22 protein-coding genes are annotated in these 23,003 nt (G+C 32.1%); 21 read left to right on the top strand and 1 reads right to left on the bottom strand.

The genetic code is table 11. The annotated features are described in order from the left end of the window. Positions 1 to 192 precede the first annotated feature (192 nt). From C4S35_RS07075 to C4S35_RS06990, 20 genes are all read left to right on the top strand, one after another. Positions 193 to 2,439, top strand: a complete 2,247-nt coding sequence (locus C4S35_RS07075) for a hypothetical protein (RefSeq protein ID WP_103999511.1) — start codon at positions 193 to 195, stop codon at positions 2,437 to 2,439. A gap of 160 nt (positions 2,440 to 2,599) precedes the next feature. Continuing rightward, entirely contained in the window at positions 2,600 to 2,923 is a 324-nt protein-coding gene (locus C4S35_RS07070) for a hypothetical protein (RefSeq protein ID WP_103999510.1), read from the top strand. A 138-nt stretch (positions 2,924 to 3,061) separates the two neighbouring features. Continuing rightward, the gene (locus C4S35_RS07065) at positions 3,062 to 3,856 is read left to right on the top strand and encodes a 3-keto-disaccharide hydrolase (RefSeq protein ID WP_103999509.1); all 795 of its coding nucleotides are present in this window, start codon (positions 3,062 to 3,064) and stop codon (positions 3,854 to 3,856) included. Between the two features lie 407 nt (positions 3,857 to 4,263). Further along, positions 4,264 to 4,389 carry a hypothetical protein gene (locus tag C4S35_RS16175; RefSeq protein WP_279627776.1) on the top strand — a complete coding sequence of 42 codons (126 nt, stop codon included), beginning with the start codon at positions 4,264 to 4,266 and terminating at the stop codon, positions 4,387 to 4,389. Between the two features lie 164 nt (positions 4,390 to 4,553). After that, entirely contained in the window at positions 4,554 to 4,721 is a 168-nt protein-coding gene (locus tag C4S35_RS15600; protein WP_159916674.1) for a hypothetical protein, read from the top strand. Between the two features lie 293 nt (positions 4,722 to 5,014). Then, on the top strand, positions 5,015 to 6,328 hold the full coding sequence (locus C4S35_RS07060) for a M16 family metallopeptidase (protein ID WP_103999508.1): 1,314 nt from the start codon (positions 5,015 to 5,017) through the stop codon (positions 6,326 to 6,328). 4 nt (positions 6,329 to 6,332) lie between these two features. Continuing rightward, positions 6,333 to 7,733 (top strand): M16 family metallopeptidase, encoded by a 1,401-nt coding sequence (locus C4S35_RS07055; protein WP_103999507.1) that lies wholly within the window; start codon positions 6,333 to 6,335, stop codon positions 7,731 to 7,733. A gap of 193 nt (positions 7,734 to 7,926) precedes the next feature. Continuing rightward, positions 7,927 to 9,168, top strand: coding sequence for an HD domain-containing protein (locus C4S35_RS07050; protein ID WP_103999506.1), 1,242 nt, complete (start codon positions 7,927 to 7,929; stop codon positions 9,166 to 9,168). A gap of 27 nt (positions 9,169 to 9,195) precedes the next feature. Beyond that, on the top strand, positions 9,196 to 10,239 hold the full coding sequence (lpxD, locus tag C4S35_RS07045) for a UDP-3-O-(3-hydroxymyristoyl)glucosamine N-acyltransferase (protein WP_103999505.1): 1,044 nt from the start codon (positions 9,196 to 9,198) through the stop codon (positions 10,237 to 10,239). Further along, on the top strand, positions 10,232 to 11,620 hold the full coding sequence (locus C4S35_RS07040) for a bifunctional UDP-3-O-[3-hydroxymyristoyl] N-acetylglucosamine deacetylase/3-hydroxyacyl-ACP dehydratase (protein WP_103999574.1): 1,389 nt from the start codon (positions 10,232 to 10,234) through the stop codon (positions 11,618 to 11,620). The genes lpxD and C4S35_RS07040 overlap by 8 nt, the downstream gene beginning before the upstream one ends. Positions 11,621 to 11,690: 70 nt before the next feature. Continuing rightward, positions 11,691 to 12,476, top strand: a complete 786-nt coding sequence (gene lpxA / locus C4S35_RS07035; protein ID WP_103999504.1) for an acyl-ACP--UDP-N-acetylglucosamine O-acyltransferase — start codon at positions 11,691 to 11,693, stop codon at positions 12,474 to 12,476. A 61-nt stretch (positions 12,477 to 12,537) separates the two neighbouring features. Continuing rightward, positions 12,538 to 13,104 (top strand): elongation factor P, encoded by a 567-nt coding sequence (gene efp, locus C4S35_RS07030; RefSeq protein WP_103999503.1) that lies wholly within the window; start codon positions 12,538 to 12,540, stop codon positions 13,102 to 13,104. Positions 13,105 to 13,173: 69 nt separating this feature from the next. Beyond that, positions 13,174 to 14,103, top strand: coding sequence for a UDP-3-O-(3-hydroxymyristoyl)glucosamine N-acyltransferase (locus tag C4S35_RS07025; RefSeq protein ID WP_103999502.1), 930 nt, complete (start codon positions 13,174 to 13,176; stop codon positions 14,101 to 14,103). A gap of 1 nt (position 14,104) precedes the next feature. Beyond that, positions 14,105 to 14,467 (top strand): nuclear transport factor 2-like protein, encoded by a 363-nt coding sequence (locus C4S35_RS07020; protein WP_103999501.1) that lies wholly within the window; start codon positions 14,105 to 14,107, stop codon positions 14,465 to 14,467. A gap of 86 nt (positions 14,468 to 14,553) precedes the next feature. Continuing rightward, positions 14,554 to 15,426, top strand: coding sequence for a succinate--CoA ligase subunit alpha (gene sucD / locus C4S35_RS07015; protein ID WP_103999500.1), 873 nt, complete (start codon positions 14,554 to 14,556; stop codon positions 15,424 to 15,426). A 215-nt stretch (positions 15,427 to 15,641) separates the two neighbouring features. Then, positions 15,642 to 16,064: a hypothetical protein gene (locus C4S35_RS07010; RefSeq protein ID WP_103999499.1), complete on the top strand. Its 423-nt coding sequence runs from the start codon at positions 15,642 to 15,644 to the stop codon at positions 16,062 to 16,064. 265 nt (positions 16,065 to 16,329) lie between these two features. Further along, positions 16,330 to 17,076, top strand: a complete 747-nt coding sequence (gene fabG / locus C4S35_RS07005) for a 3-oxoacyl-[acyl-carrier-protein] reductase (protein WP_103999498.1) — start codon at positions 16,330 to 16,332, stop codon at positions 17,074 to 17,076. Positions 17,077 to 17,156: 80 nt separating this feature from the next. After that, the gene (locus C4S35_RS07000; RefSeq protein WP_103999497.1) at positions 17,157 to 19,184 is read left to right on the top strand and encodes a hypothetical protein; all 2,028 of its coding nucleotides are present in this window, start codon (positions 17,157 to 17,159) and stop codon (positions 19,182 to 19,184) included. Between the two features lie 26 nt (positions 19,185 to 19,210). Further along, a complete protein-coding gene (locus tag C4S35_RS06995; RefSeq protein ID WP_103999496.1) occupies positions 19,211 to 20,107 on the top strand; it encodes a LysR family transcriptional regulator in 897 nt (298 codons plus the stop codon). A gap of 75 nt (positions 20,108 to 20,182) precedes the next feature. Next, positions 20,183 to 21,148 carry a YeiH family protein gene (locus tag C4S35_RS06990; protein WP_103999495.1) on the top strand — a complete coding sequence of 322 codons (966 nt, stop codon included), beginning with the start codon at positions 20,183 to 20,185 and terminating at the stop codon, positions 21,146 to 21,148. On the opposite strand, the gene C4S35_RS06985 is transcribed toward C4S35_RS06990, so the two are convergent. Next, on the bottom strand, positions 21,141 to 21,881 hold the full coding sequence (locus C4S35_RS06985; protein ID WP_103999494.1) for a YoaK family protein: 741 nt from the start codon (positions 21,879 to 21,881) through the stop codon (positions 21,141 to 21,143). The two genes, C4S35_RS06990 and C4S35_RS06985, sit on opposite strands and share 8 nt — an antisense overlap. Positions 21,882 to 21,981: 100 nt before the next feature. Here C4S35_RS06985 and C4S35_RS06980 point away from each other — a divergent pair, with 100 nt between their 5' ends. Then, positions 21,982 to 22,980: a zinc dependent phospholipase C family protein gene (locus C4S35_RS06980; protein WP_103999493.1), complete on the top strand. Its 999-nt coding sequence runs from the start codon at positions 21,982 to 21,984 to the stop codon at positions 22,978 to 22,980. Positions 22,981 to 23,003: the final 23 nt, after the last annotated feature.

The raw sequence follows: 23,003 nt of genomic DNA, 5'->3' as shown, positions 1-23,003 counted from the left end.
TTTTCAGAAAATAAGTTGTGCGTTTGATGATTTGTATGAAAAAATAAATATATTTGAAGGAACATAAAACGAAACAAACTTTCGCTAATCTGCCCATATTTGGGTGTATTTACGAAGGTTAGTTTCGCCTGTATGTAAATTAGGCATAAAAGTTAACTCTGTAGAGAAAAACTATCAATTTAGAAGATAATTATGAACAACATTGATTATAAAAAGGTATTCTCAAAATTAAGTCACATAAAAGCACTGTCTCATGACCAAAAATTTGATCAGATAGTTCAAAATCTTATCACCCATACTTTGAATCAAAAGTATGGTGATAATCCTAAAAATGAAACGCAACTTGCAGATAAAATAAATTCTATCTACGGAATTTCAATAAGAAGTAATATACTTTTATCAAACATAGACAAACTATTAAGTTTAAATGAAGTTGTCAGGGATCAAAGTACTAGAGAATATTTGGTTACGATTGACGTTGCTAAAAGATTGAATAAAAGATTAGAAGAAGCATCTGATCTTGAAAAAACCGTAAAAAATAAATGGTTTCAAGAATTAAAAATGCTTTTTGAACACCTAAATGATAAAGAAATTGAAATTCTTTGGGACTGTTTAAAATCATATTTATGTAGTGTTTTTGAACAACATGGCATTCAAACATTACAGATATTAAATCCTAGTTCAAAAATAAATGACGACGATCAAAAGAGCTTAACAGCAATCATAGAAATCATTGCAAGTAGACAGGTTAAAATAATTAAAAAAGAAATTATTATAGCGTCAATAAATATATTTATCACAAATGCTGATGAAGAAAGAACGATCTATATTTCACAACTTGCAGACTCTTCATTCACAAGTTTCGCACTAACCTCAGACGCCGAAACTGTAAATTTTTTGAATCAACGCTACAATAATTTAATAATATTTTTAGATACCAATTTCATTTTTGGAATTTTAGATTTACATAAAAACAGTGAAGACGCATCAGCAAGAGAGATATTAGAGGAAGTGAAAAAAAATAAACTTCCATTCAAACTAGCCTATCATCCCGAAACCTTATCAGAATTCAAAAGAGCATTTGACGCAAGAGCGATGCATATTAGAGCATCAAAATGGACAAGAGAATCTAGTCGAGTTGCGATTACTGTAGATGGTCTTAGTCCACTAGAAGAGTTATTTCATCGACAAAATCTTGATGATGAAATAGACCCATCTGTGTTTCTTGATAAATATGATCATGTTGATTTAATGTTAAAAGATTTAGGGTTAATAGAATACAGTCCACATGGCTATACTAGTGATGAAGAACATGTTGAAGTTGAAGGTGATGTTGAAAAGTATCAAATTTTCTATGAAAATCTACCAAGTAGAAAATTCAAATCATATTTAGGGTTCAAACATGATGTAGTTGTAATTAGAGAAGTTCGAAGATTAAATCCTAAGAAAACCAAATTTTTGGAAAGTAATGCTTTCTTTATTAGTTCAGATTATATTTTAGCAAAATTTGAAAAAATACATTACAAAAGAAATTGGGAGATTAATTATGTTGTGAGTCCGAGCGTGTTTCTTCAATTAATCAGACCTTTCATCGAAAACGATTACACCTCAAACAAACGTTTCATCGATACATTTTCTATACCTGAATTTAGATCATTTGATATTGATTATTCTGAAACACGATCAAAAGCGCTTCAAATATTAAACGATAACTATCATCACACATCATTTGAAACTAAAGTTAAAATCTTAAGAGACCAAGTTATTTTAGAAAAGTTGGATAAAGTAAATGAAGACTTTGACAAACAGATACAAATTATTGAAAATCAAATCGCAGTTGAAAATCAAATACTAACATCTCAGAAGGCGGAAGCTTTAGCTAATATTGAACAAATTAAAACAGATAAAGATAACATTGAGAGCGAAAAAAACACAGCTATTTCAGAAATTAAAACTAAAAATGAAGAATTAGATACAAAAGCTGAAGAATTAAAAACAAAAGACCAAGAAATTATTGATAATCAAATAAAATATAAAGAAGATTTATTAGAAATCACAATCAAATCAATCGATGATTCAGAAATTAGACATATACCGATAATGAAGATTATTGACAAAAAAGTAAAGGCTAATACTTTTTATTTATCGCTAATACCAATATTGTTCTTTTCGATTTTAGTTTTTTTAATATTTAAATTGACTTGGAATGTAATGGAACCTATTACATACTTATTTTCCATTATCAGTATCATAGCTGGATACTTATTCTTAGCAATTCAAGGGGAAAGTTTTAATCCTGTAAAATATTTTGAATTATTCAAAAAAGGAATAAAGACTAGAACATATGATGAGTTTAAGTTTGATAGTGAAGAACTTGAAAGACAAAAAAGACAAAAGACAAATTTGGTTAATGAAATAAATCTATTGAAAAAGAAATAAAGCAATAAACGTCATATGCCTAACAAATTCTTAGCTCCATTTTTCTACCGTTGGCGCAACACAGAAAAATGGCGCAAATCTGCATAACGCTATTAAAATACTCAACAGAGAGGAATTTTATTCCACGCAAACAAAGATTGAAAAGACACAAACAAAAAATATGAAATACACGGAATACAGTATCGATAACGATAAAATTGAATTTTTAAACTCCATTTTAGGAAAAGAAACGGTTGTAGTAAATGGCGAAAAAGTTTCTGAAAAATTCTCAGTTACTGGAACGGAACATCATTTTAACATTAAATCAAATCATTTTATTCTTAAGTCAAATTATGAATTATTTAAGGATAGAAAAATTAAAATTCAGTTGATAAAAAATGACGAGATAGTTGATTCAAAATTAGTCAATATGAAAAGTAATCAAAGAGTTGTATGGATAGTTTTTGGGTTACTAGTGGGATATTTGTTAGTTAAATATTTGTAAACGGAGTTATGTATTGTCTAAAGATTCGCTCGCATACTACCTTGACATTTAAATAAAAAAAACATTTTTTTCTCTAAATGTAAAACCAAACGATTTTATTCTAAATTTATACTTTTATCGAACCAAACCAAATATTTTATGAAACCGAATACAATTAGAACCTATTTTTTAAGCATCACTTTATTTTCAATGACCGTTGCAATGGCGCAACACGATTACGTGAATACGCCGCCGCTGGTAACACCAATGGCCATGAAGCCTGAAATGACTGAAATTTGGGAGCCGCAGGTAAAAGTAATTACTCCTGCTAAAAAAATGGGAGACGCACCTTCGGATGCTATTGTTTTATTTGACGGTAAAAACTTAGATCAATGGGTAAGTCAAAAAGATATCACAAAGCCAGCTCCATGGAAAATTGTAGATAAGGAATATATGGAAGTGGTAGATGGTTTAGGGGCAATTCAGACCAAAATGCAATTTGGAGACTGTCAATTACATATGGAGTGGAGCGCACCGGACGTTGTTGTTGATGGAGGACAATGGAGAGGTAACAGCGGTATATTTTTACAAAACAGATACGAACTTCAAGTTTTGGATTCCTACAATAACAGAACGTATAGCAACGGGCAGGCAGGAAGTATTTATAAAGATCATCCACCTTTGGTTAATGCGATGAAAGCACCTTTGGAATGGAATACATACGATATTATTTATACCGCTCCGCGATTCAAAACGGACGGAAATATCGATGCACCGGCAAGAATAACAGTACTGCATAATGGAGTTTTGGTCCAAAATAATGCGACTATTAATGGATTAACACTTTATATTGGTTTGCATAATTATCCGTCACCACACGGTGAAGATGTAATTTCTTTACAAGAACACGGCTGCAAAACTCAATTCAGAAATATCTGGCTTAGAAAACTGTAAAACAAATAAAGGAGAGCTTACGACTCTCCTTTTTTTTGTTATTGAAATAACAAAAAGTTAATTTATTTGATTCCAAAATATAGTAAAAAATTCGATCATAATTCTAAATTTAGAAGTTTTCACAGTATTCGATTCCCAATTTAAAAAATGTAATTTCAGATGATTGAATAAACAAACGGAAATGTAGTTCATTCTTTAATTGCCAAATATAAAAAAGCAATAAAGAACTGCAGCACGAAATTCAAGATATCTCAGAAACGAACTTAGTATTTGTGATAGATAATGAAATTATGAATCCAGACTGCAAATCTGTTCAAACGGTACTTTCACATATTGTAAATTCAGGATATTCGTAATGTCTTTACATTCAAAAATCGAAAAACATAAATAGTAAAAGACCCAAAAAAGTGAATCGGACATCAATAGTTGAATACGCAAAAGATTTGGATGATGATCTTGAATTTACTTCTAATATATTTGCTACTTTAAGTGATACTGATCTGGAAGAGCTAGACAATACTAAAAAAAAATAATCAATTCTTGGGGACAACTTTATGATATTGAACAATTAATTGATAATGAACAAGAGCTTGACTTTATGCAATGATTGCTACTGCTTTTTGGTTTTTAATCATAGGATAACATTCTTAAATTTTATTATTTTTATCTTTATTTAACTTTATTAAAAACTAAAACAATGGAAATAAATTGGTTTATTGTAGCTGTATTTTTGGTAGGTGCAATTGTTTTACTTTTATATTTGATTAAAAAGAATCAGAAGGATAAAAAAGACGTAACCAAGTTTTTTAATATGGATACTACAATCAGAAAGGAATCAGAACCAGATGAAGACGATGAGTACTAATTACTTTTAGCTTTTGTTGTTTTAGAAGGTTCAATATTGATATATTTATTGAATTTAGATTTTAACACCACTTAAATTAAAAAAATAAATTTGTATTATAATTCGTAATGTAAATACTTGTTAAACTATTTTTTTTAAAAAAATTAGCGGAGAATAAAAAATAAGTATTTTAGCGTTTTATCAATATTATTTGCAAGTATTTATCTGAAATACCTTTGTATATTTATCCTTCTTTTGCAAAAGCTTAAGTTCAACCAAAACCAGAATGTTTAATTAATATTTATTTATGTAATATGAAAAAAATAATCTTGCCTGTTTTTCTGATGCTCGCCTTAACAGGTCAGGCACAAATGAAAGCAGATGATGTAAAAACCTTTACCCTGAAAAACGGTATGAAATTCCTGGTAGTGGAAGACTTTTCCATTCCCAATGCCAATATGTATTTATTTTACAAGGTAGGAAGCCGTAACGAATATCAAGGAATTACCGGACTTTCACACTTTTTTGAACATATGATGTTCAATGGAGCTAAAAAATATGGTCCTAAACTTTTTGACCGAACAATGGAATTTAACGGAGGAGCCAATAATGCGTATACTACAGAAAATGTGACGGTGTACACAGACTGGTTTCCGGCATCAGCCTCAGAAATTATTTTTGATATGGAAGCCGATAGGATTTCGAGTTTAAGCATTGATCCAAAAATGGTTGAAAGTGAAAGAGGTGTGGTTTTAAGCGAGCGACGTACTGGATTGGAGAACTCTCCATGGCGACTTTTGTCCCAATCTGTGCAAGCAACTGCTTTTCAAGAGCATCCTTATCATTGGCCAGTTATTGGTTATGAAGACGATATGAAAAACTGGACACAACAAGATTTGGAACGTTATTTCAAAACCTACTATGCTCCAAATAATTGCGTAGTTGTTGTTTCAGGAGCAATCAAATTAGATCAGGTGAAACGATTGGCCGAGAAATATTTGGAAGCAATTCCGGCACAACCAGCACCGCCCGTTGTGCATATCGTAGAACCTGCGCAAACCGGAGAACGAAGAATAACCGTGAAAAAAGAGGTGGCAACTCCGTACTTAATGATTGCTTATCATACTCCTGAGTCCAAAAATGAAGATTATTATGCATTGAATATTCTTAGTTCCGTTCTTTCAAGCGGAAAATCATCAAGATTGTATACTGCTTTGGTTGATAAACAACAATTAGCAACGCAAGTATCTTCTGATTTTGGAGATAGTTTTGATCCTAATCTTTTTAATTTTTATGCTGTTGCCAATAAAAATATAAATGAAACAGATCTAGAAAATGCGATTTATGCTGAGATTGAAAAAATAAAAACCAATGGCATTAGTGAAACGGAACTTCAAAAAATAAAGAATCAGAAACTAATGGAGTTTTATTCTCAGGTTGAAACAATTGATGGTAAGTCAAACAATATAGGTACTTACGAAGTGTTTTTTGGCGATTACAGAAAAATGTTCAATGCCCCAGCCAACTATAATAAAATTACAGTTGCTGATGTGCAGAACGTAGCCAAAAAATATTTTATAAAAAGCAACAGAACGGTAGGTATATTAAAAACAAACGTAGAAAATTAATTTTATGGAATCAATCAAAAAAACAATACTAGCTACCTGTTTACTAATATTGGCACATATAAGTCTATCAGCACAGAGTTATAAATTACCCGATTACACTACCTTTAAATTATCTAATGGACTTACCGTTTACCTGATGGAACAGCATGATGTTCCAATAATCAGCGTATCAGCTATACTGCCGGCAGGCGCAATTTATGATAATGACAAAGCCGGACTTGCATCATTAACTGCTACGGCTCTGAAGCATGGTACTAAAAATTATACAAAGACAAAATTAGACGAAGAACTTGATTTTATTGGGGCCAATGTAAATACATACGCTACCAAAGAGTATGCAGGTCTTTCTTCGAATTTTGCTGCAAAAGATAAGGTCAAAGTGCTTTCTATTATTAAAGATTTATTGCTCAATCCTGTTTTTGATCCTGCAGAATTTAACAAAGAGAAAAGCCGCTTATTGGTAATGCTTGAACAGCAAAAAGAAAGCCCTCGATCAGTAATAGGGTCATATTTTGATGCTTTTTTGTACGGTAATCATCCGTATGGGAATGTAATTAGTGGTATAAATTCCACAGTTAGCAAATTGACGGTTGATGATTTGATGAATTTTTATAAAACTAATTATAAGCCTAATAATTCTGCCATAAGTATAGTTGGAGATTTTAATACTAAAGACATGAAAGGGGAGCTAACTACTTTATTTTCAACTTGGACAAAATCAACAAAAGAAAAAGAAAATCCTGCAACAAAAACGATTAGCATTCCTACGGAAAACAGAGTGTTATTGGTTAATAAAAATGATGCTAAGGAGACTACATTTTACATAGGAGCACCTGGAATTAGCAGAAATAATCCTGATTTTGTAGCCATAGAGGTTGTAAATACTCTTTTTGGCGGACGATTTACTTCTATGTTGAATGATGAACTACGCGTGAATTCCGGTTTGACTTATGGTGCATCAAGTAGATTTAATACTTTAAAAAATGGAGGTTCTTTTGTCATTAGCACTTTTACTGCCAATAAAACGACCGAAGCTGCAATTGATAAAGCTTTAGAAGTCATAAAGAAACTGCATACAAATGGTCTTGATGAAAAATCATTATCCTCTGCCAAAAATTACGTCAAAGGACAATTTCCTCCACGTTACGAAACCGCAGGTCAATTATCCGGACTGATGACACAAATGTTCTGGTATAATTTTGACAAATCTTTTATCGATAATTTTGAGAAAAATGTGGATGGTCTTGACTTGGCAAAAGCGAACCAAATCATTACCAAATATTTTCCTAATGATAAATTCCAATTTATCTTAGTGGGCAAATCAGCCGAAATCAAAAAAATTGCTGAAAAATACGGTAAAGTCACCGAGGTGGATATAAAAGACGAACAGAAGAAAGTGTTTTAAAAAGCGAAAAAGCGGGGATGGTATTCCCGCTTTTTTATACATATTTTTTAAAGTTTTCAATTCTTTAATCTTAAATTCAAGAAGTTTTCAGCATTATAAAATCACTCCGATTTGATGAAAAATACACCATATATCGCGCTTAACTGTTATACAATCTAATTTGCCTATATTTGTTCACCAAAATAAAGTTATAGTGAGTCAAATCAATAAACTAAAAATATTCAATGATCCCATTTACGGGTTTATTACCATTCCTAATGCCTTAATTTACGACTTAGTTCAGCATCCTTATTTTCAAAGGTTGCGACGCATTTCCCAAATGGGATTGTCATATTTAGTATATCCTGGCGCAAATCATACTCGTTTTCATCATGCTTTGGGCTGTATGCACCTGATGCAAAAAGCAGTTGAAGTATTGCGTTTCAAAGTCGTTTCAATATCTCCCGAAGAAGAAAATGCCTTGTACATTGCTATTTTACTACACGATATCGGTCATGGTCCTTTTTCGCATGCCATGGAAAGAAGTATTGTAGAAGATGTACATCATGAAGAAATTTCGCTTTTATTTATGAACCAGTTGAACGTGGAATTTAACGGTCAGTTGAGTCTCGCAATTCAGATTTTTAAAGGAGAATACGACAGGAAATTCATGTTGCAGTTGATTTCTAGTCAATTGGATATGGATCGAATGGATTATTTAAAACGGGATAGTTTTTATTCGGGTGTAGCAGAAGGAAATGTCAATTCAGAGCGACTGATTCAAATGATGAATGTGGTAGATGATTTCTTGGTGATTGAAGAAAAAGGTATCTATTCGGTAGAGAAATTCCTGATGTCCAGAAGATTAATGTACTGGCAAGCGTATTTGCATAAAACGAGTTTAGTAGCGGAGTTAATTTTGACGAAAGTCTTAAAACGCGCCAAAGAATTGACTATGAAAGGAGTGCAATTACCGTGTAGCGAACCTTTATTGTTTTTTATGAAAAATAAAATCACAATGGAAACGTTCGACACTTCTACTTTAGATTTATTTTCACAATTGGATGATTTTGATATTATTAGTGCTTTAAAAGCATGGCAAAGACAGGATGATTTTATATTGTCTTCCCTTAGCAAGATGATTGTAAACAGGGATTTATTAAAGATAAAGTTGAGTAGTGAAAAAGTTTCTTTAGAAGAACTACAGCCATTGAAAGAACGTTTTGCGATGGAAAATAATATTACCTTGCTGGAAACTAATTATTTTATTTTTAAAGGTAAAATAAAAAATCAAGCGTACAGTAAAGAAGCCGAACCAATCCGAATTTTGAAAAAAGACAGAACAGTGGAGGATGTTATTGAATCTTCTGACCAGTTGAATTTAAAATCATTATCTAAATTGGTTACTAAATATTACATCTGTTTCCCAAAACAACTGATAGAAATGAACATTTAAAATCTATTTTTTTATATTTTTGTCGCAATGAAATTTACAGCAGAACAAATAGCGGGTATTTTGGAAGGTGAGGTTGTTGGGAATCCCAAAGCTGAAGTGAATCAATTGTCCAAAATTGAAGAAGGAAAAGACGGTTCATTGACTTTTTTATCGAACCCAAAATACAATAACTTTATTTATACAACAGAGGCTACAATTACTATTGTGAACAAAACCTTTGTTCCTGAAACAGAAATAAAAACGACGCTTATAAAAGTAGACGATGCTTATTTGTCTTTTTCTAAATTATTAGAATTTTACGATCAGGCAAAAGGAAATAAAAGCGGAATTGAACAGCCGTCGGTTATTTCTGAAACAGCTAAATATGGAGAGAACGTATATTTAGGCAGTTTTAGTTACATAGGTGAGAAAGCCGTACTGGGTCATAATGTAAAAATTTATCCTAATTGTTTTCTTGGAGATAATGTTGTAATAGGTGATAATGTAACTATTTTTGCTGGTGCAAAAATTTATTCAGAAACTATTATAGGTAATAATTGTACGATACATTCTGGTGCAGTAATTGGAGCAGATGGTTTTGGTTTTGCACCAAATCCGGATGGAACCTATTCTAAAATTCCTCAAATAGGAAATGTAATTATTGAGGACAATGTAGATATTGGATCTTGTACGACTATCGACAGGGCTACAATGGGCTCTACAATTATTAGAAAAGGAGTGAAGCTGGACAATCAAATTCAGATTGCCCATAATGTTGAGATAGGAGAAAACACTGTAATTGCGGCTCAAACAGGAATTGCGGGTTCTACTAAAATTGGAAAAAATGGAATGATAGGAGGTCAGGTAGGAATAGCAGGACATTTGACTATTGGAAACAATGTCCGTATTCAGGCGCAATCCGGAGTTGGAAAGAATATAAAAGATAATGATATTTTGCAGGGAAGTCCAGCATTTGGATACAATGATTTTAGTAAGTCGTATGTTCATTTCAAGAATTTCCCAAAAATTATAGCAGAAATAAAAGAATTAAAAAAACAAATATTAAACCAAAAAAATGGAAAAAATGGTTAAACAGAAGACCATCAAAACGGAAATTTCACTAACTGGAGTTGGATTACATACAGGAAAAGAAGTGAAAATGACTTTCAAACCTGCTCCAGTAAACAATGGTTTTACTTTTGTTAGAGTAGATTTGGAAGGAAGTCCTATTGTTGAAGCAGATGCAAATTATGTTGTAAACACTCAAAGAGGTACCAATTTAGAGAAACTTGGTGTAAAAATACAAACTCCAGAACACGTTTTAGCAGCATTAACAGGATGTGATTTAGACAATGTTATCATTGAACTAAATGCTTCAGAATTGCCTATTATGGATGGTTCTGCTAAATATTTTGTTGAAGCGCTTGAAAAAGCAGGCGTTGAAGAACAAAATGCAAAACGTAATGTTTATGTAATAAAAGAAGTAATTTCTTTTACCGATGAAGCTACCGGAAGCGAAATATTAATCATGCCAAGTGAACATTATTGTGTAACTGCTATGGTTGATTTTGGGACTAAAATTTTAGGAACCCAAAATGCTACTATGAAAGGTATTTCTGAATTTAAAACAGAAATATCTGATTCCAGAACTTTTAGTTTTTTGCATGAATTGGAATCCCTTTTAGAAAACGGATTGATAAAAGGAGGCGATTTAAATAATGCTATTGTATACGTTGATAAAGAAATATCAGCAGCTACAATGGAAAATTTGAAAGTTGCTTTTGGTAAAGAAGAATTGACAGTGAAGCCTAACGGAATATTAGACAATCTAACTTTGCATTATCCTAATGAAGCTGCAAGACATAAACTTCTTGATGTCGTTGGGGATTTAGCTTTAATTGGAACAAAAATACAAGGTAAGGTTATCGCCAATAAACCAGGACATTTTGTAAATACACAATTTGCCAAAAAAATGGCCAAAATCATAAAAATAGAACAAAGAAATTATGTTCCCGTTTATGATTTGCACCAAGAGCCATTGATGGATATTCATAAAATTATGGCTGTTCTTCCTCATAGACCACCATTTTTACTGATTGACAGAATCATTGAAATGTCTGAAAGTCATGTTGTAGGTATGAAAAACGTTACAATGAACGAAAATTTCTTTGTTGGACATTTCCCAGAAGCTCCGGTTATGCCAGGTGTTTTAATTGTGGAGGCAATGGCACAAACGGGAGGAATTCTTGTATTGAGCACGGTCCCGGATCCAGAAAACTATTTGACTTATTTTATGAAAATAGACAATGTCAAATTCAAACAAAAAGTATTGCCTGGTGATACTTTGATTTTTAAATGTGATTTAATAACGCCAATCAGAAGAGGGATTTGTCATATGCAAGCGAACGCTTATGCAAATGGAAAACTAGTTGCTGAAGCGGAATTAATGGCTCAAATTGCCAAAAAGCAGTAATTTTTTTGTTGATTTGATTAATCGTTTATTCGGTTAATAGATTTAACAGTTAAACGATTAAATATAGAATATGAATCAACCACTAGCATATGTTCACCCAGGCGCTAAAATCGCTAAAAATGTAGTCATTGAGCCATTTACAACCATTCATAATAATGTTATTATTGGTGACGGAACATGGATCGGTTCAAATGTCACTATTATGGAGGGGGCGAGAATAGGTAAAAATTGTAATATTTTTCCAGGTGCAGTAATTTCAGCTGTACCACAAGATTTGAAGTTTGGAGGAGAAGATTCTTTAGCAATAATTGGGGACAATTGTACCATTAGAGAGTGTGTAACCATAAATAGAGGGACTATAGCATCAGGGCAAACAACACTGGGTAAAAATTGTTTGGTAATGGCTACGGCCCATATTGCACACGATTGTCATATTGGCGATAATGCCATTATTGTTAACGGAGTTGCTCTCGCAGGACATGTTACTGTTGGTAAATTTGCAGTGATTGGTGGGTTGGCAGCAGTACATCAATTTATTCAAATTGGGGATCATGCCATGATATCTGGTGGTTCATTAGTTAGAAAAGATGTTCCTCCATATACAAAAGCAGCGAAAGAGCCATTATCTTATGTTGGTATTAATTCTGTTGGCTTAAGAAGACGAGGATTTACAACTGAAAAAATTAGAGAAATTCAGGATATATATCGAATTCTTTATCAAAAAAATTACAATACAACACAAGCTTTAGGAATTATTGAAGCGGAGATGGAAGCAACACCGGAAAGAGATGAGATTATTGATTTTATCAGAAATTCATCAAGAGGAGTAATGAAAGGATATTCCGGAAACTATTAAGATTAGGAATCGCTTTTCAGCTAACACAAAATAAAAATATTAATAAAAAATAAACAATATAATGGCATCTACATCAGATATTAAAAACGGATTGTGTATCAAATACAACAACGATATTTACAAAATTATTGAATTTCTTCACGTAAAACCAGGAAAAGGACCTGCTTTTGTCAGAACAAAATTGAGAAGTTTAACAAACGGAAAAGTATTAGATAACACCTTTTCGGCAGGTCATAAAATCGAAGAAGTTAGAGTAGAAAACCATAAATTTCAGTTTTTATATCCGGAAGGTGATGATTTTCATTTTATGAATACTGAAACTTTCGAACAAATTACTTTAAACAAAAACATTTTGGATTCACCTGATTTATTAAAAGAAGGAGAAAACGTAATGGTAAGCATCAATACCGAAACTGATTTACCGCTTTCTGTAGATATGCCGGCTTCAGTTATTCTTGAAGTAACATACGCTGAACCTGGAATTAAAGGAAATACTGCCACTAATGCTACAAAATCAGCAACAGTAGAAACTGGTGCAACAGTAAATGTTCCTTTATTTATAAACGAAGGTGATAAAATAAAAATCGATACTACAACTGGTTCTTATATGGAACGAGTAAAAGAGTAAATTACAGTTTTCAGAATTCAGTTTATAATCAAACTGAATTCTGAAAGTTGAATACTGAACACTAAATTTATGAAATTCCAAAAAGTTTACTCTTTAGAAGAAATTGCCAATATTATCAACTGTGAATATGTTGGTGATCCTAATTTTACAGTATCTGGAATGAATGAAATCCATGTTGTTGAATCAGGTGATATTGTTTTTGTAGATCACCCTAAATATTATGACAAAGCATTAAATTCGGCAGCCACAATAGTTTTGATTAATAAAAAAGTGGATTACCCGGAAGGAAAAGCACTTTTAATTTCTGAAGATCCTTTTAGAGATTTCAATAAATTAATTAATCATTTTAAACCTTTTCAATTTTCGAATGTATCAATAGCTGCTTCAGCTAAAATAGGACAAGGAACTATTATACAGCCAAATACGTTTATTGGAAATCATGTCGTTATTGGAAAAAATTGTTTAATACATTCTAATGTTTCCATTTATGATTACACGGTTATTGGTGACAATGTAATGATACACGCAGGTACAATTCTTGGAGCGGATGCCTTTTACTATAAAAAACGTGCAGAAGGTTATGATCAATTACTTTCCGGAGGACGTGTGGTAATCAAAGACAATGTTGGTATTGGTGCTCTTTGTACGATTGACAAAGGAGTTACGGGTGATACAACAATTGGGGAAGGTACCAAAATCGACAATCAGGTCCATGTTGGGCATGATACCGTAATTGGAAAAAACTGTTTAATTGCTTCACAAACAGGAATTGCAGGATGCGTAATAATCGAAGATGATGTAACGATTTGGGGACAAGTTGGAACTACAAGTGGAATAACAATTGGAGCAAAGGCAGTTATTCTAGGTCAAACTGGAGTTACGAAATCTGTAGAAGGAGGTAAGTCTTATTTTGGCACTCCAATCGAAGAATCAAGAGAAAAATTGAAACAACTGGCTAATATCAAGAAGATTCCAGAAATCCTTAATAAATTAAAATAATATGTCTGCTAAAGAAATTGTTCAAAAATTTTATAAATCAGATGCACTGATTGATAGCGATGTCATGAAAGAATTTTTGCATCCTGATGTTCTTTTAGATTGGAATAGCAGTAAGGGATTTTTACAACTGAACTATGATTCATTACTGAATTTATCTCATGATTTAAGTAAAGCTTATGTTCGATCTAAAATAAGAATAAGCCAAATAATTGCAGAAAATGATACGATTTCAGTGCGGTATTCGCATTTTGTAAAAACAATTGAAAACCCAAGAGAAGAAATGCTATTAGCTCATTTTATGGCGATATGGCAAATAAAAGACAATAAATTGTTCAGAGGGTATCAAATGAGCCAATTATCATAATTTATTTTGACAAAAAAAGACTCGGAAATAATTTCGAAAGCCTTACTTTTGCTACACAATTTTAAAAACTACATAAAATATATATCATGAGTGTTTTAGTTAATAAAGATTCCAAAATAATTGTTCAAGGATTTACAGGAAGCGAAGGAACTTTCCACGCTTCTCAAATGATTGAATACGGTACAAATGTTGTTGGTGGTGTAACTCCGGGAAAAGGAGGAACAACGCACTTAGACAGACCAGTTTTCAATACGGTAAAAGACGCTGTTGAACAAGTAGGAGCAGACACTACTATCATTTTTGTTCCGCCAGCTTTTGCTGCTGATGCAATTATGGAAGCTGCTGATGCAGGTATTAAAGTAATTATCGCTATCACTGAGGGAATTCCTGTTGCTGATATGATTAAAGCGAATAGCTATGTTAAAGAAAGAAATGCCAGATTAATAGGACCTAACTGCCCAGGAATAATTACTCCAGGTGAAGCTAAAGTTGGAATTATGCCAGGATTTGTTTTCAAAAAAGGAACTGTAGGTATTGTTTCTAAATCTGGAACACTAACGTACGAAGCTGCTGACCAAGTGGTAAAACAAGGTTTAGGAATTACTACAGCAATTGGTATTGGAGGAGATCCAATCATTGGAACTACTACAAAAGAAGCGGTAGAATTATTGATGAATGACCCAGAAACAGAATGTATCGTAATGATAGGTGAAATTGGTGGACAATTAGAAGCGGATGCTGCTCATTGGATTAAAGCTGATGGTAATCGTAAACCAGTTGTAGGATTTATTGCAGGAGTTACCGCTCCAGCAGGACGTACAATGGGACATGCAGGTGCTATCGTTGGTGGATCTGATGATACTGCTGAAGCTAAAAAACAAATTATGAGAGAATGTGGAATACACGTTGTGGATTCTCCAGCTGAAATTGGTAAAAAAGTGAAAGAAGTTTTAGGTTAATCTAAACTCTAATTAAATATTTTAAAAGCCTCACAATTTGTGGGGCTTTTTTATTATAAATTGAATTAAAGAAATATCTTTGCACTTTATTAAAATTCTTTGGTTTATCCATTTAATAATAGTAAAAGCAAACGTAAACGAATGGTTTTCAGTGATCCTCATGATTTTGTGAGGTAATTTTTTTTTAAAGCCAATTCAAATAAAAATAAAATAGTATGTACAAAGAGTTAAAAAAATTCAAAGTTACCAATCAGTTTTCATTTACTACAGACGATAGTTTAGAAGAAGTTTGTAATGCTTCAGAAGGATCTGGAGTATTTTTAGTTTATTCAATAGGAGATGAGAAAGAGTTAATTATGGTTGGTTCTACTGGAACTGTTCAGAATGACGGAACTTTGAAAATTAAAAATGGTGGTCTTAAGGACAAAATTGTTGAAGGACACCAATTTGCAAAAACTGGAAGAAAATATTCTTGGCCAGCACAAATGAAAATCGAAGACATTAGTACACTTGAAGTAGTTTGGTATGAGACATTCAATGATAGTACTAAAGTAATTCCAACATTTGTTGAAGGACAAATTTTACAAAACTTTCTTGACGAAAATGGAAAATTGCCAAAATGGAATGTAGCTTTTTAGTACATCTCAAAAATTTTAAAATATAATATTAAAAAAGCTTTACTTCGGTAAGGCTTTTTTTTGTAAAAAAAAAGATAGGTATTAATTGACTTTTATTGATGTTATTGGTTTGTAATTTTTTTTCAAACCACAATTATTCCTATATTTGACGGGTGGAAAATAGCCCTGATAGTAGTGGAAATCCTTTTATGTTTTTCATAAAACATAAAAGATTGAAACGGATAGCAGGAATAGCTTCAAATAAAAATTAAATTAATTTTAGAACATGAAATTACTAGAAGGAAAGGTTGTCATAATTACTGGAGCAAGTCGCGGAATTGGTAAAGGAATTGCAGAGATTTTTGCGAAAAATGGTGCAAATGTTGCTTTTACGTACAGTTCATCCGTTGAATCAGCTTTGGTTCTGGAGAGTGAATTGAACGCACTTGGAATTAAAGCCAAAGGATATCAATCAAACGCTGCTGATTTTAACGAGGCGCAAACTATGGTTGATGCAGTAATTGCCGAATTTGGAACTGTTGATGTTTTGATTAATAACGCTGGAATTACCAAAGATAATTTATTGATGCGTATGTCTGAAGCCGATTTTGACCAAGTAATTGATGTCAATTTAAAATCTGTTTTTAATATGACCAAAGCGATTCAACGCACTTTCTTGAAACAACGTTCAGGATCTATTATTAATATGAGTTCTGTAGTAGGAGTGAAGGGTAATGCGGGTCAAACGAATTATGCGGCTTCAAAAGCAGGTGTTATTGGATTTACAAAATCAGTAGCGTTAGAACTAGGTTCTCGTAATATTCGTTGCAACGCAATTGCACCAGGATTTATTGAAACTGAAATGACGGCTAAATTAAGTGATGATGTGGTTCAAGGTTGGAGAGACGGAATTCCATTGAAACGTGGTGGAACTACTGAAGATGTTGCAAATGCTTGTCTTTTCTTTGCTTCTGATATGAGTGCATATATAACCGGTCAGGTTATGAACGTTTGTGGAGGAATGCTTACTTAGTATAATTTCATGATTTAAAAATTATTTATTGAATATTTGTTTTTAAATTCTTAAATTATTCAATCTTTTAATTCTGGTATATGACAACAGCAACTATTTTATTGATTATACTTTCATTAGTTGTAGCAGGCGGTTTGTCATTTTACCAATATTTATACAATGTCAAAAACAAATCGAAAGTCAATTTGTTTTTGGCATTTTTACGTTTTGCCTCTTTATTTTTGATTTTATTATTGCTCATAAACCCAATAATTACTAAAAACACCTTAGAAATTGTAAAAACGCCTTTGGCAATTGTTGTTGACAATTCCAGTTCTGTTACTTTTTTGAATGCTAAAGAAAAAGCATTGGAATTGTATAAAAAAATTAGCTCAAATGGGGCAATCCGAGATAAGTTTGACTTGCAATCCTATCAATTTGATACTGATTTTGAGCCAGCTTCCACGTTTAATTTTAAAGGAACGCAAACGAACCTTGAAGTTATTGCCAAAAATTTAAAGAGTATCAATCGAAATGTAATCTTCCCTACAGTTATTATTACTGATGGAAATCAGACTTCGGGAAATGATTATGTATATAGTTTTGATGCGGCTAATAAAGTTTATCCCATAATATTAGGTGATACCACAAAATTATTTGATTTAAAAATCAATCAACTGAACGTTAATAAATATGCTTTCTATAAAAATAAATTCCCGATAGAAGTTTTTTTACAGTATTCAGGAACTAAAAGTGTCTCTGCTGATTTTAATATTACGCAAGGAAATTCAGTAGTAAGCAAACAACAAATTTTATTTTCTCCTTCGAAAAAAACGGCAATACTAAATATACTCTTGCCAGCCAATAAAGTAGGTTTACAAGTTTTTAAAGCTAGTATTACATCCAGAGAAAATGAAAAAAACAGCTTCAATAATACCAAGAATTTTGCTGTAGAAGTTATTGATCAAAAGACAAATGTGGCCATAGTTTCAGCTATAAATCATCCTGATGTTGCTGCTTTGAAACGTGGCATAGAAAGTAATGCACAACGTAAAGTTACTATTGTTAAGCCAAACGATATCAGGTCATTACAAGATTATAATGTTTTGATTTTATACCAGCCAACTATCGAATTTAAGTCGGTCTTTGACACCGCTAAATTAGCGGGAATCAATACTTTTATTATTACTGGAAACAATACCGATTTCAATTTTTTGAATGAAAACCAAAGCAGTTTAACATTTAAATTGAGTGGACAAAAAGAAGATTATTTGTCGGTATTTAGTTCTCAGTTTAATCTTTTTGCGATTGATAATATTGGTTTTGAAAATTTCCCACCGCTGCAAAATCCTTTTGGAACTGTAACTGCTAATGGTAATGTATCAGTCTTACTATCGTCAAAAATCAGAAATATAGAAACGAATGCTCCATTACTCGCTTTTACGGAGAATCAAGGAAAACGTACTGCTTTTCTATTAGGTGAAAATAGCTGGAAATGGCGGTTACAAAGTCATATCGATAATCAGTCGTTTGCAAAATTTGATATTTTTATCGATAAGATTATTCAGTTTTTGGCTTCCAATAACTCCAAAAAGTCATTGGTTGTAGAACACGAAAGTTTTTATAATTCAGGAGAAGCAATTGAAATTTCCGCACAGTATTTTAATAAAAATTATGAATTTGACGAGAAAGCAAGATTGACAATTGCCGTTACCAATACTAAAACCAAGCAAACTAAAAACTACGATTTATTAAAGGGAAATAATTCTTATACCGTCAATCTTGACGGACTTTCTGCAGGAAGTTATAATTTTTCTGTAAAAGAGTTAAATTCAAAAACCACCTATTCCAGTCATTTTGAAATTTTGGATTTTGATATTGAAAAACAATTTGTAAATCCCGATGTAGAAAAATTATCTCAATTAGCATTGGAAACTCATGGAAAAGAGTATTATCCCGACCAGGCAGATGTTTTGATAAAATCGCTTTTAGAAAATGAGGAGTACAAATCAATTCAAAAAAATAACATGACCAAAATGCCTTTAATTGATTGGGTTTGGTTGTTAGTTTTGATTTCCATTCTTCTTGCAACGGAATGGTTTGTTAGAAAATATAATGGATTGTTGTAATACGTTACCCAAATAAAAACGGAAGCATGGATTTTAGACTGAAAGTATTCTACACTGTTGCCAACAGATTGAGTTTTACAAAAGCGGCAACGGAATTGTTTATTACGCAACCTGCCGTTTCCAAGCACATTCAAGAATTAGAAGAACAATATAAAATTAAACTTTTTGATAGAAATGGTTCCAAAATTTCGCTTACAAAAGCAGGTGAATTGCTGTTAACACATACTAAAAATATATTTGAAATTTATCGTGAAATAGATTTCGATTTAAGTACGCTAATTAATCAACAGCAGGGAACGTTACGATTGGGAGCCAGCACGACGATTTCGCAATATATTATTCCACCACTTTTGGCCCTTTTCCATCAAAAAATGAAGGATATCAAGGTTAATTTGCTCAATGGTAATACAGAACAAATTGAGAGCGCCTTATTGAACAAAGAAATTGAAATAGGAATTGTAGAAGGGCAATCTAAAAATCAATCTATTAAATATACCAAATTTTTAAAAGATGAATTAGTGCTAGTTTGCAATAGTAAAAATCCATTAGTTAACAAAGAGGAAATTACAAAAGAAGATTTTAAAAACATGCGATTTCTGACGCGAGAACAAGGTTCAGGAACACTGGAAGTTATCGAATATGCTTTGAAACCTTTTGAAATTAAGCTTTCTCAACTAACTGTTGAAATGCAGTTAGGAAGCACCGAAAGTATAAAATCATATCTGATGAATTCTACTTGTGTTGCTTTTATTTCCATTCACGCCGTAAACAAAGAACTAAAAAACAATGAATTGACAGTTATTGATGTCAAAAACTTAATGATTGAACGTTTTTTTTATATCATTACATTGCAAGGAAAAACAGATTCACTTTCAGAATTGTTCATTAAAAATATCTCCAGTTACTATAATTTAAAGTTATAAGGCATTATGTTATACAATTGGTAACTATTGAATTATCTATACACCTTTGTAAAATAATAATTCAACTGCTTTACTTTGGAAACGAATCAATATTCCAGCTTTAACTTATTAAAAATCAATCCAACATTGCAACAAATCATTTTTGCTGTTTTGTTATTGGTTTGTATGACTTCATTTATTTCCCCACCAATTGCTTTATTTTTAGGTTTAGTTTTAGCAAATCTTTCGGGGCATCCTTTTATACATCTCAACCATAAAGCAACGAATATATTGCTGCAAATTTCGGTTGTTGGGTTAGGTTTTGGTATGAATATCACTACCACTTTATCAGCGGGAAAGGAAGGATTTCTATTTACAGTCGCATCTATTTTTAGTACTTTAATTTTAGGAACTTTTCTTGGCAGGTGGTTTAACATCGAAAAGAAAACTTCCCATTTAATTTCTTGTGGAACTGCTATTTGTGGAGGAAGTGCTATTGCTGCAATTGCACCGATAATTCAATCAGATGAAAAGCAAACATCAGTTGCTTTGGGAGTTATTTTTATTCTGAATTCGGTTGCACTATTTTTGTTTCCTGCTGTAGGTCATGCATTGAATTTATCGCAAAAAGAATTTGGATTATGGTGTGCCATAGCTATTCACGACACCAGTTCTGTTGTTGGCGCTGCTAATAAATATGGTGCTCAAGCTTTACAAATAGCAACTACAGTAAAATTAGCCAGAGCTTTATGGATAATTCCAGTTGCTTTAATCACTTCAGTTATTTTTAAAAATAAATCCAGTAAAATCAAAATCCCATATTTTATAGGACTGTTTATTTTGGCCATGATTATGAATACTTACACACCTCAAACTGCCATAATAGCGCCGCATTTAGTATCAATTGCTAAAATAGGCCTTACGGTAACTTTGTTTTTAATTGGTGCAGGCTTGAATCTAAATGCATTAAAATCGGTTGGTTTCAAACCTTTATTGCAAGGTATTTCACTTTGGATTTTCATCGCAATTGGCACTCTTTCGGCAATAATTTATTTCAATTAGTTTTATGATGAAAGGTTTTTCTTTTAATAACATGAAATTGAAGTCTGATGTAATCATATAAAAGTGCCACCAAAAGAAAGAACGCGGATACAAAAAGTGTTTTCATTTCCAAGAAAATATACATAAAACCTCCCGAAAAGCATCCTAGAAAGAAGAAAATTATAATCGATAATCTTAGATAAATACTGATCTTTAATTTTTTTGTTTCTTCCGGTTTTTTATAGAAAAAAAGTTGGGACAGTTCTATTCCTAAATCAGTAAAAAGTCCTGTCAAATGGGTAGTTCTGACCGTTGATTGCGAAATTTTTGTTACCAATGAATTTTGAATTCCCATGGCAAAAAGCAGAGAAAAAGCAATCCATTTGCCTTCAAACGAAGATAATTCCGATTGTCCTCCGAAAATCCCAACACCAATCAAAACAATTATTTCTAAGGTAATGGGAATAACATGGGATAAATTTGGATGTTTTTTCGAAATTAATTCGGCTAAAAAATTGGATACAAAAGAACCGATTAGAAAGAAAATTGTAAAAATAAAAAAAGTAATTGCAGCGGAATAATGATGCTTCATAACCTCTTCAGCAAAATAGGCAAAATGACCTGTGACATTCGTTGTCAAAGTTTTTATCGATAAAACTCCTGTGACATTTACAATTCCCGCCACAAATGACAATAATGTGGCCAAACGTAAATTATGAATAAAAGTTCTGTTTTTTCCTTGATGGCGAAACATTTAGATAGATTTTTTTTTTAAAATTAACAGAATCTTAAACTAGATTTTTTTTAATAACGATTTAAAGAAATACATTTGTCCTTCAAAAAAAATAAATTTAATGAAAAATTTTAAAATTAGACCTACACTTATTGCGTTATCTGTAATAAGCATTACTTTTTTTCTTTTATCATGGGGTATTGTCGGACATGAACGAATCAACAATGCTGCAGTAATGGCGCTCCCAAAACCATTACAGACTTTTTTTTATAATCATATTGATTTTATTACGCAGGAATCAACTGTTCCAGATTTAAGAAAATCTGTTTTAAGTGACAAATCGGAAGGTCCTCGTCATTATTTTGACATGGAGAATTTTGGTGCTAAAGACAGTTTTCCTAAAACTATGGAAGCTGCCAAGAAAAAATATGATGAGAAATTCTTGTCGAAAAACGGAACATTACCTTGGTACATTCAGGAAATGATGGGCAAATTGACGAAGGCTTTCAAAGAAAAAAGAAAAACAGAAATTTTATTCATTGCTGCTGACCTAGGACATTATATAGCCGATGCACATATGCCATTACATACTTCAGACAATCATGATGGTCAAAATACTAATCAAAAAGGAATTCATTCTTTATGGGAAAGCCGTTTGCCTGAATTATTTGTAAAAGATTATAAATTCAATGTAGAGGAAGGTAAATATATTGAAAATGTAGATCAAGCAACATGGGATATTATTTTAGACACTCATAGTTTAGTGGAACCATTATTGGCTATTGACAGAAAATTAAGAACTGCAACTCCTGAAAATAAAATGTATGTCATGGACGAAGCTGGGAAGATTGTAAAGAACAAATATGGTGGTGTTTTATATTCAGATGAATATGCAGGGAAACTTCACACAGCTTTAGACGGCATGGTTGAAAAACAAATGAAAAAAGCGATTACTGCAACCGCTAGTTTTTGGTACACTGCTTGGGTAAATGCTGGAAAACCGGATTTAAGTAACCTTGATAATGCGGCACTTACAAAACGCAATAGAAAAGGACTAAAACAGGATTTAAAATCATTTAAAAAAGGAGATCTTTTTGGTTTAGAAAGCGAAAAAGAATAAATTATTTTCAGCAATTATTATAA

It is taken from the genome of Flavobacterium urumqiense, assembly GCF_900108015.1.
In the GTDB taxonomy this organism is placed as follows: Bacteria; Bacteroidota; Bacteroidia; order Flavobacteriales; family Flavobacteriaceae; genus Flavobacterium; species Flavobacterium urumqiense.
The sequence above is the reverse complement of the archived record's forward strand: the minus strand, read 5'-3'. Positions and strand labels throughout refer to the sequence as shown.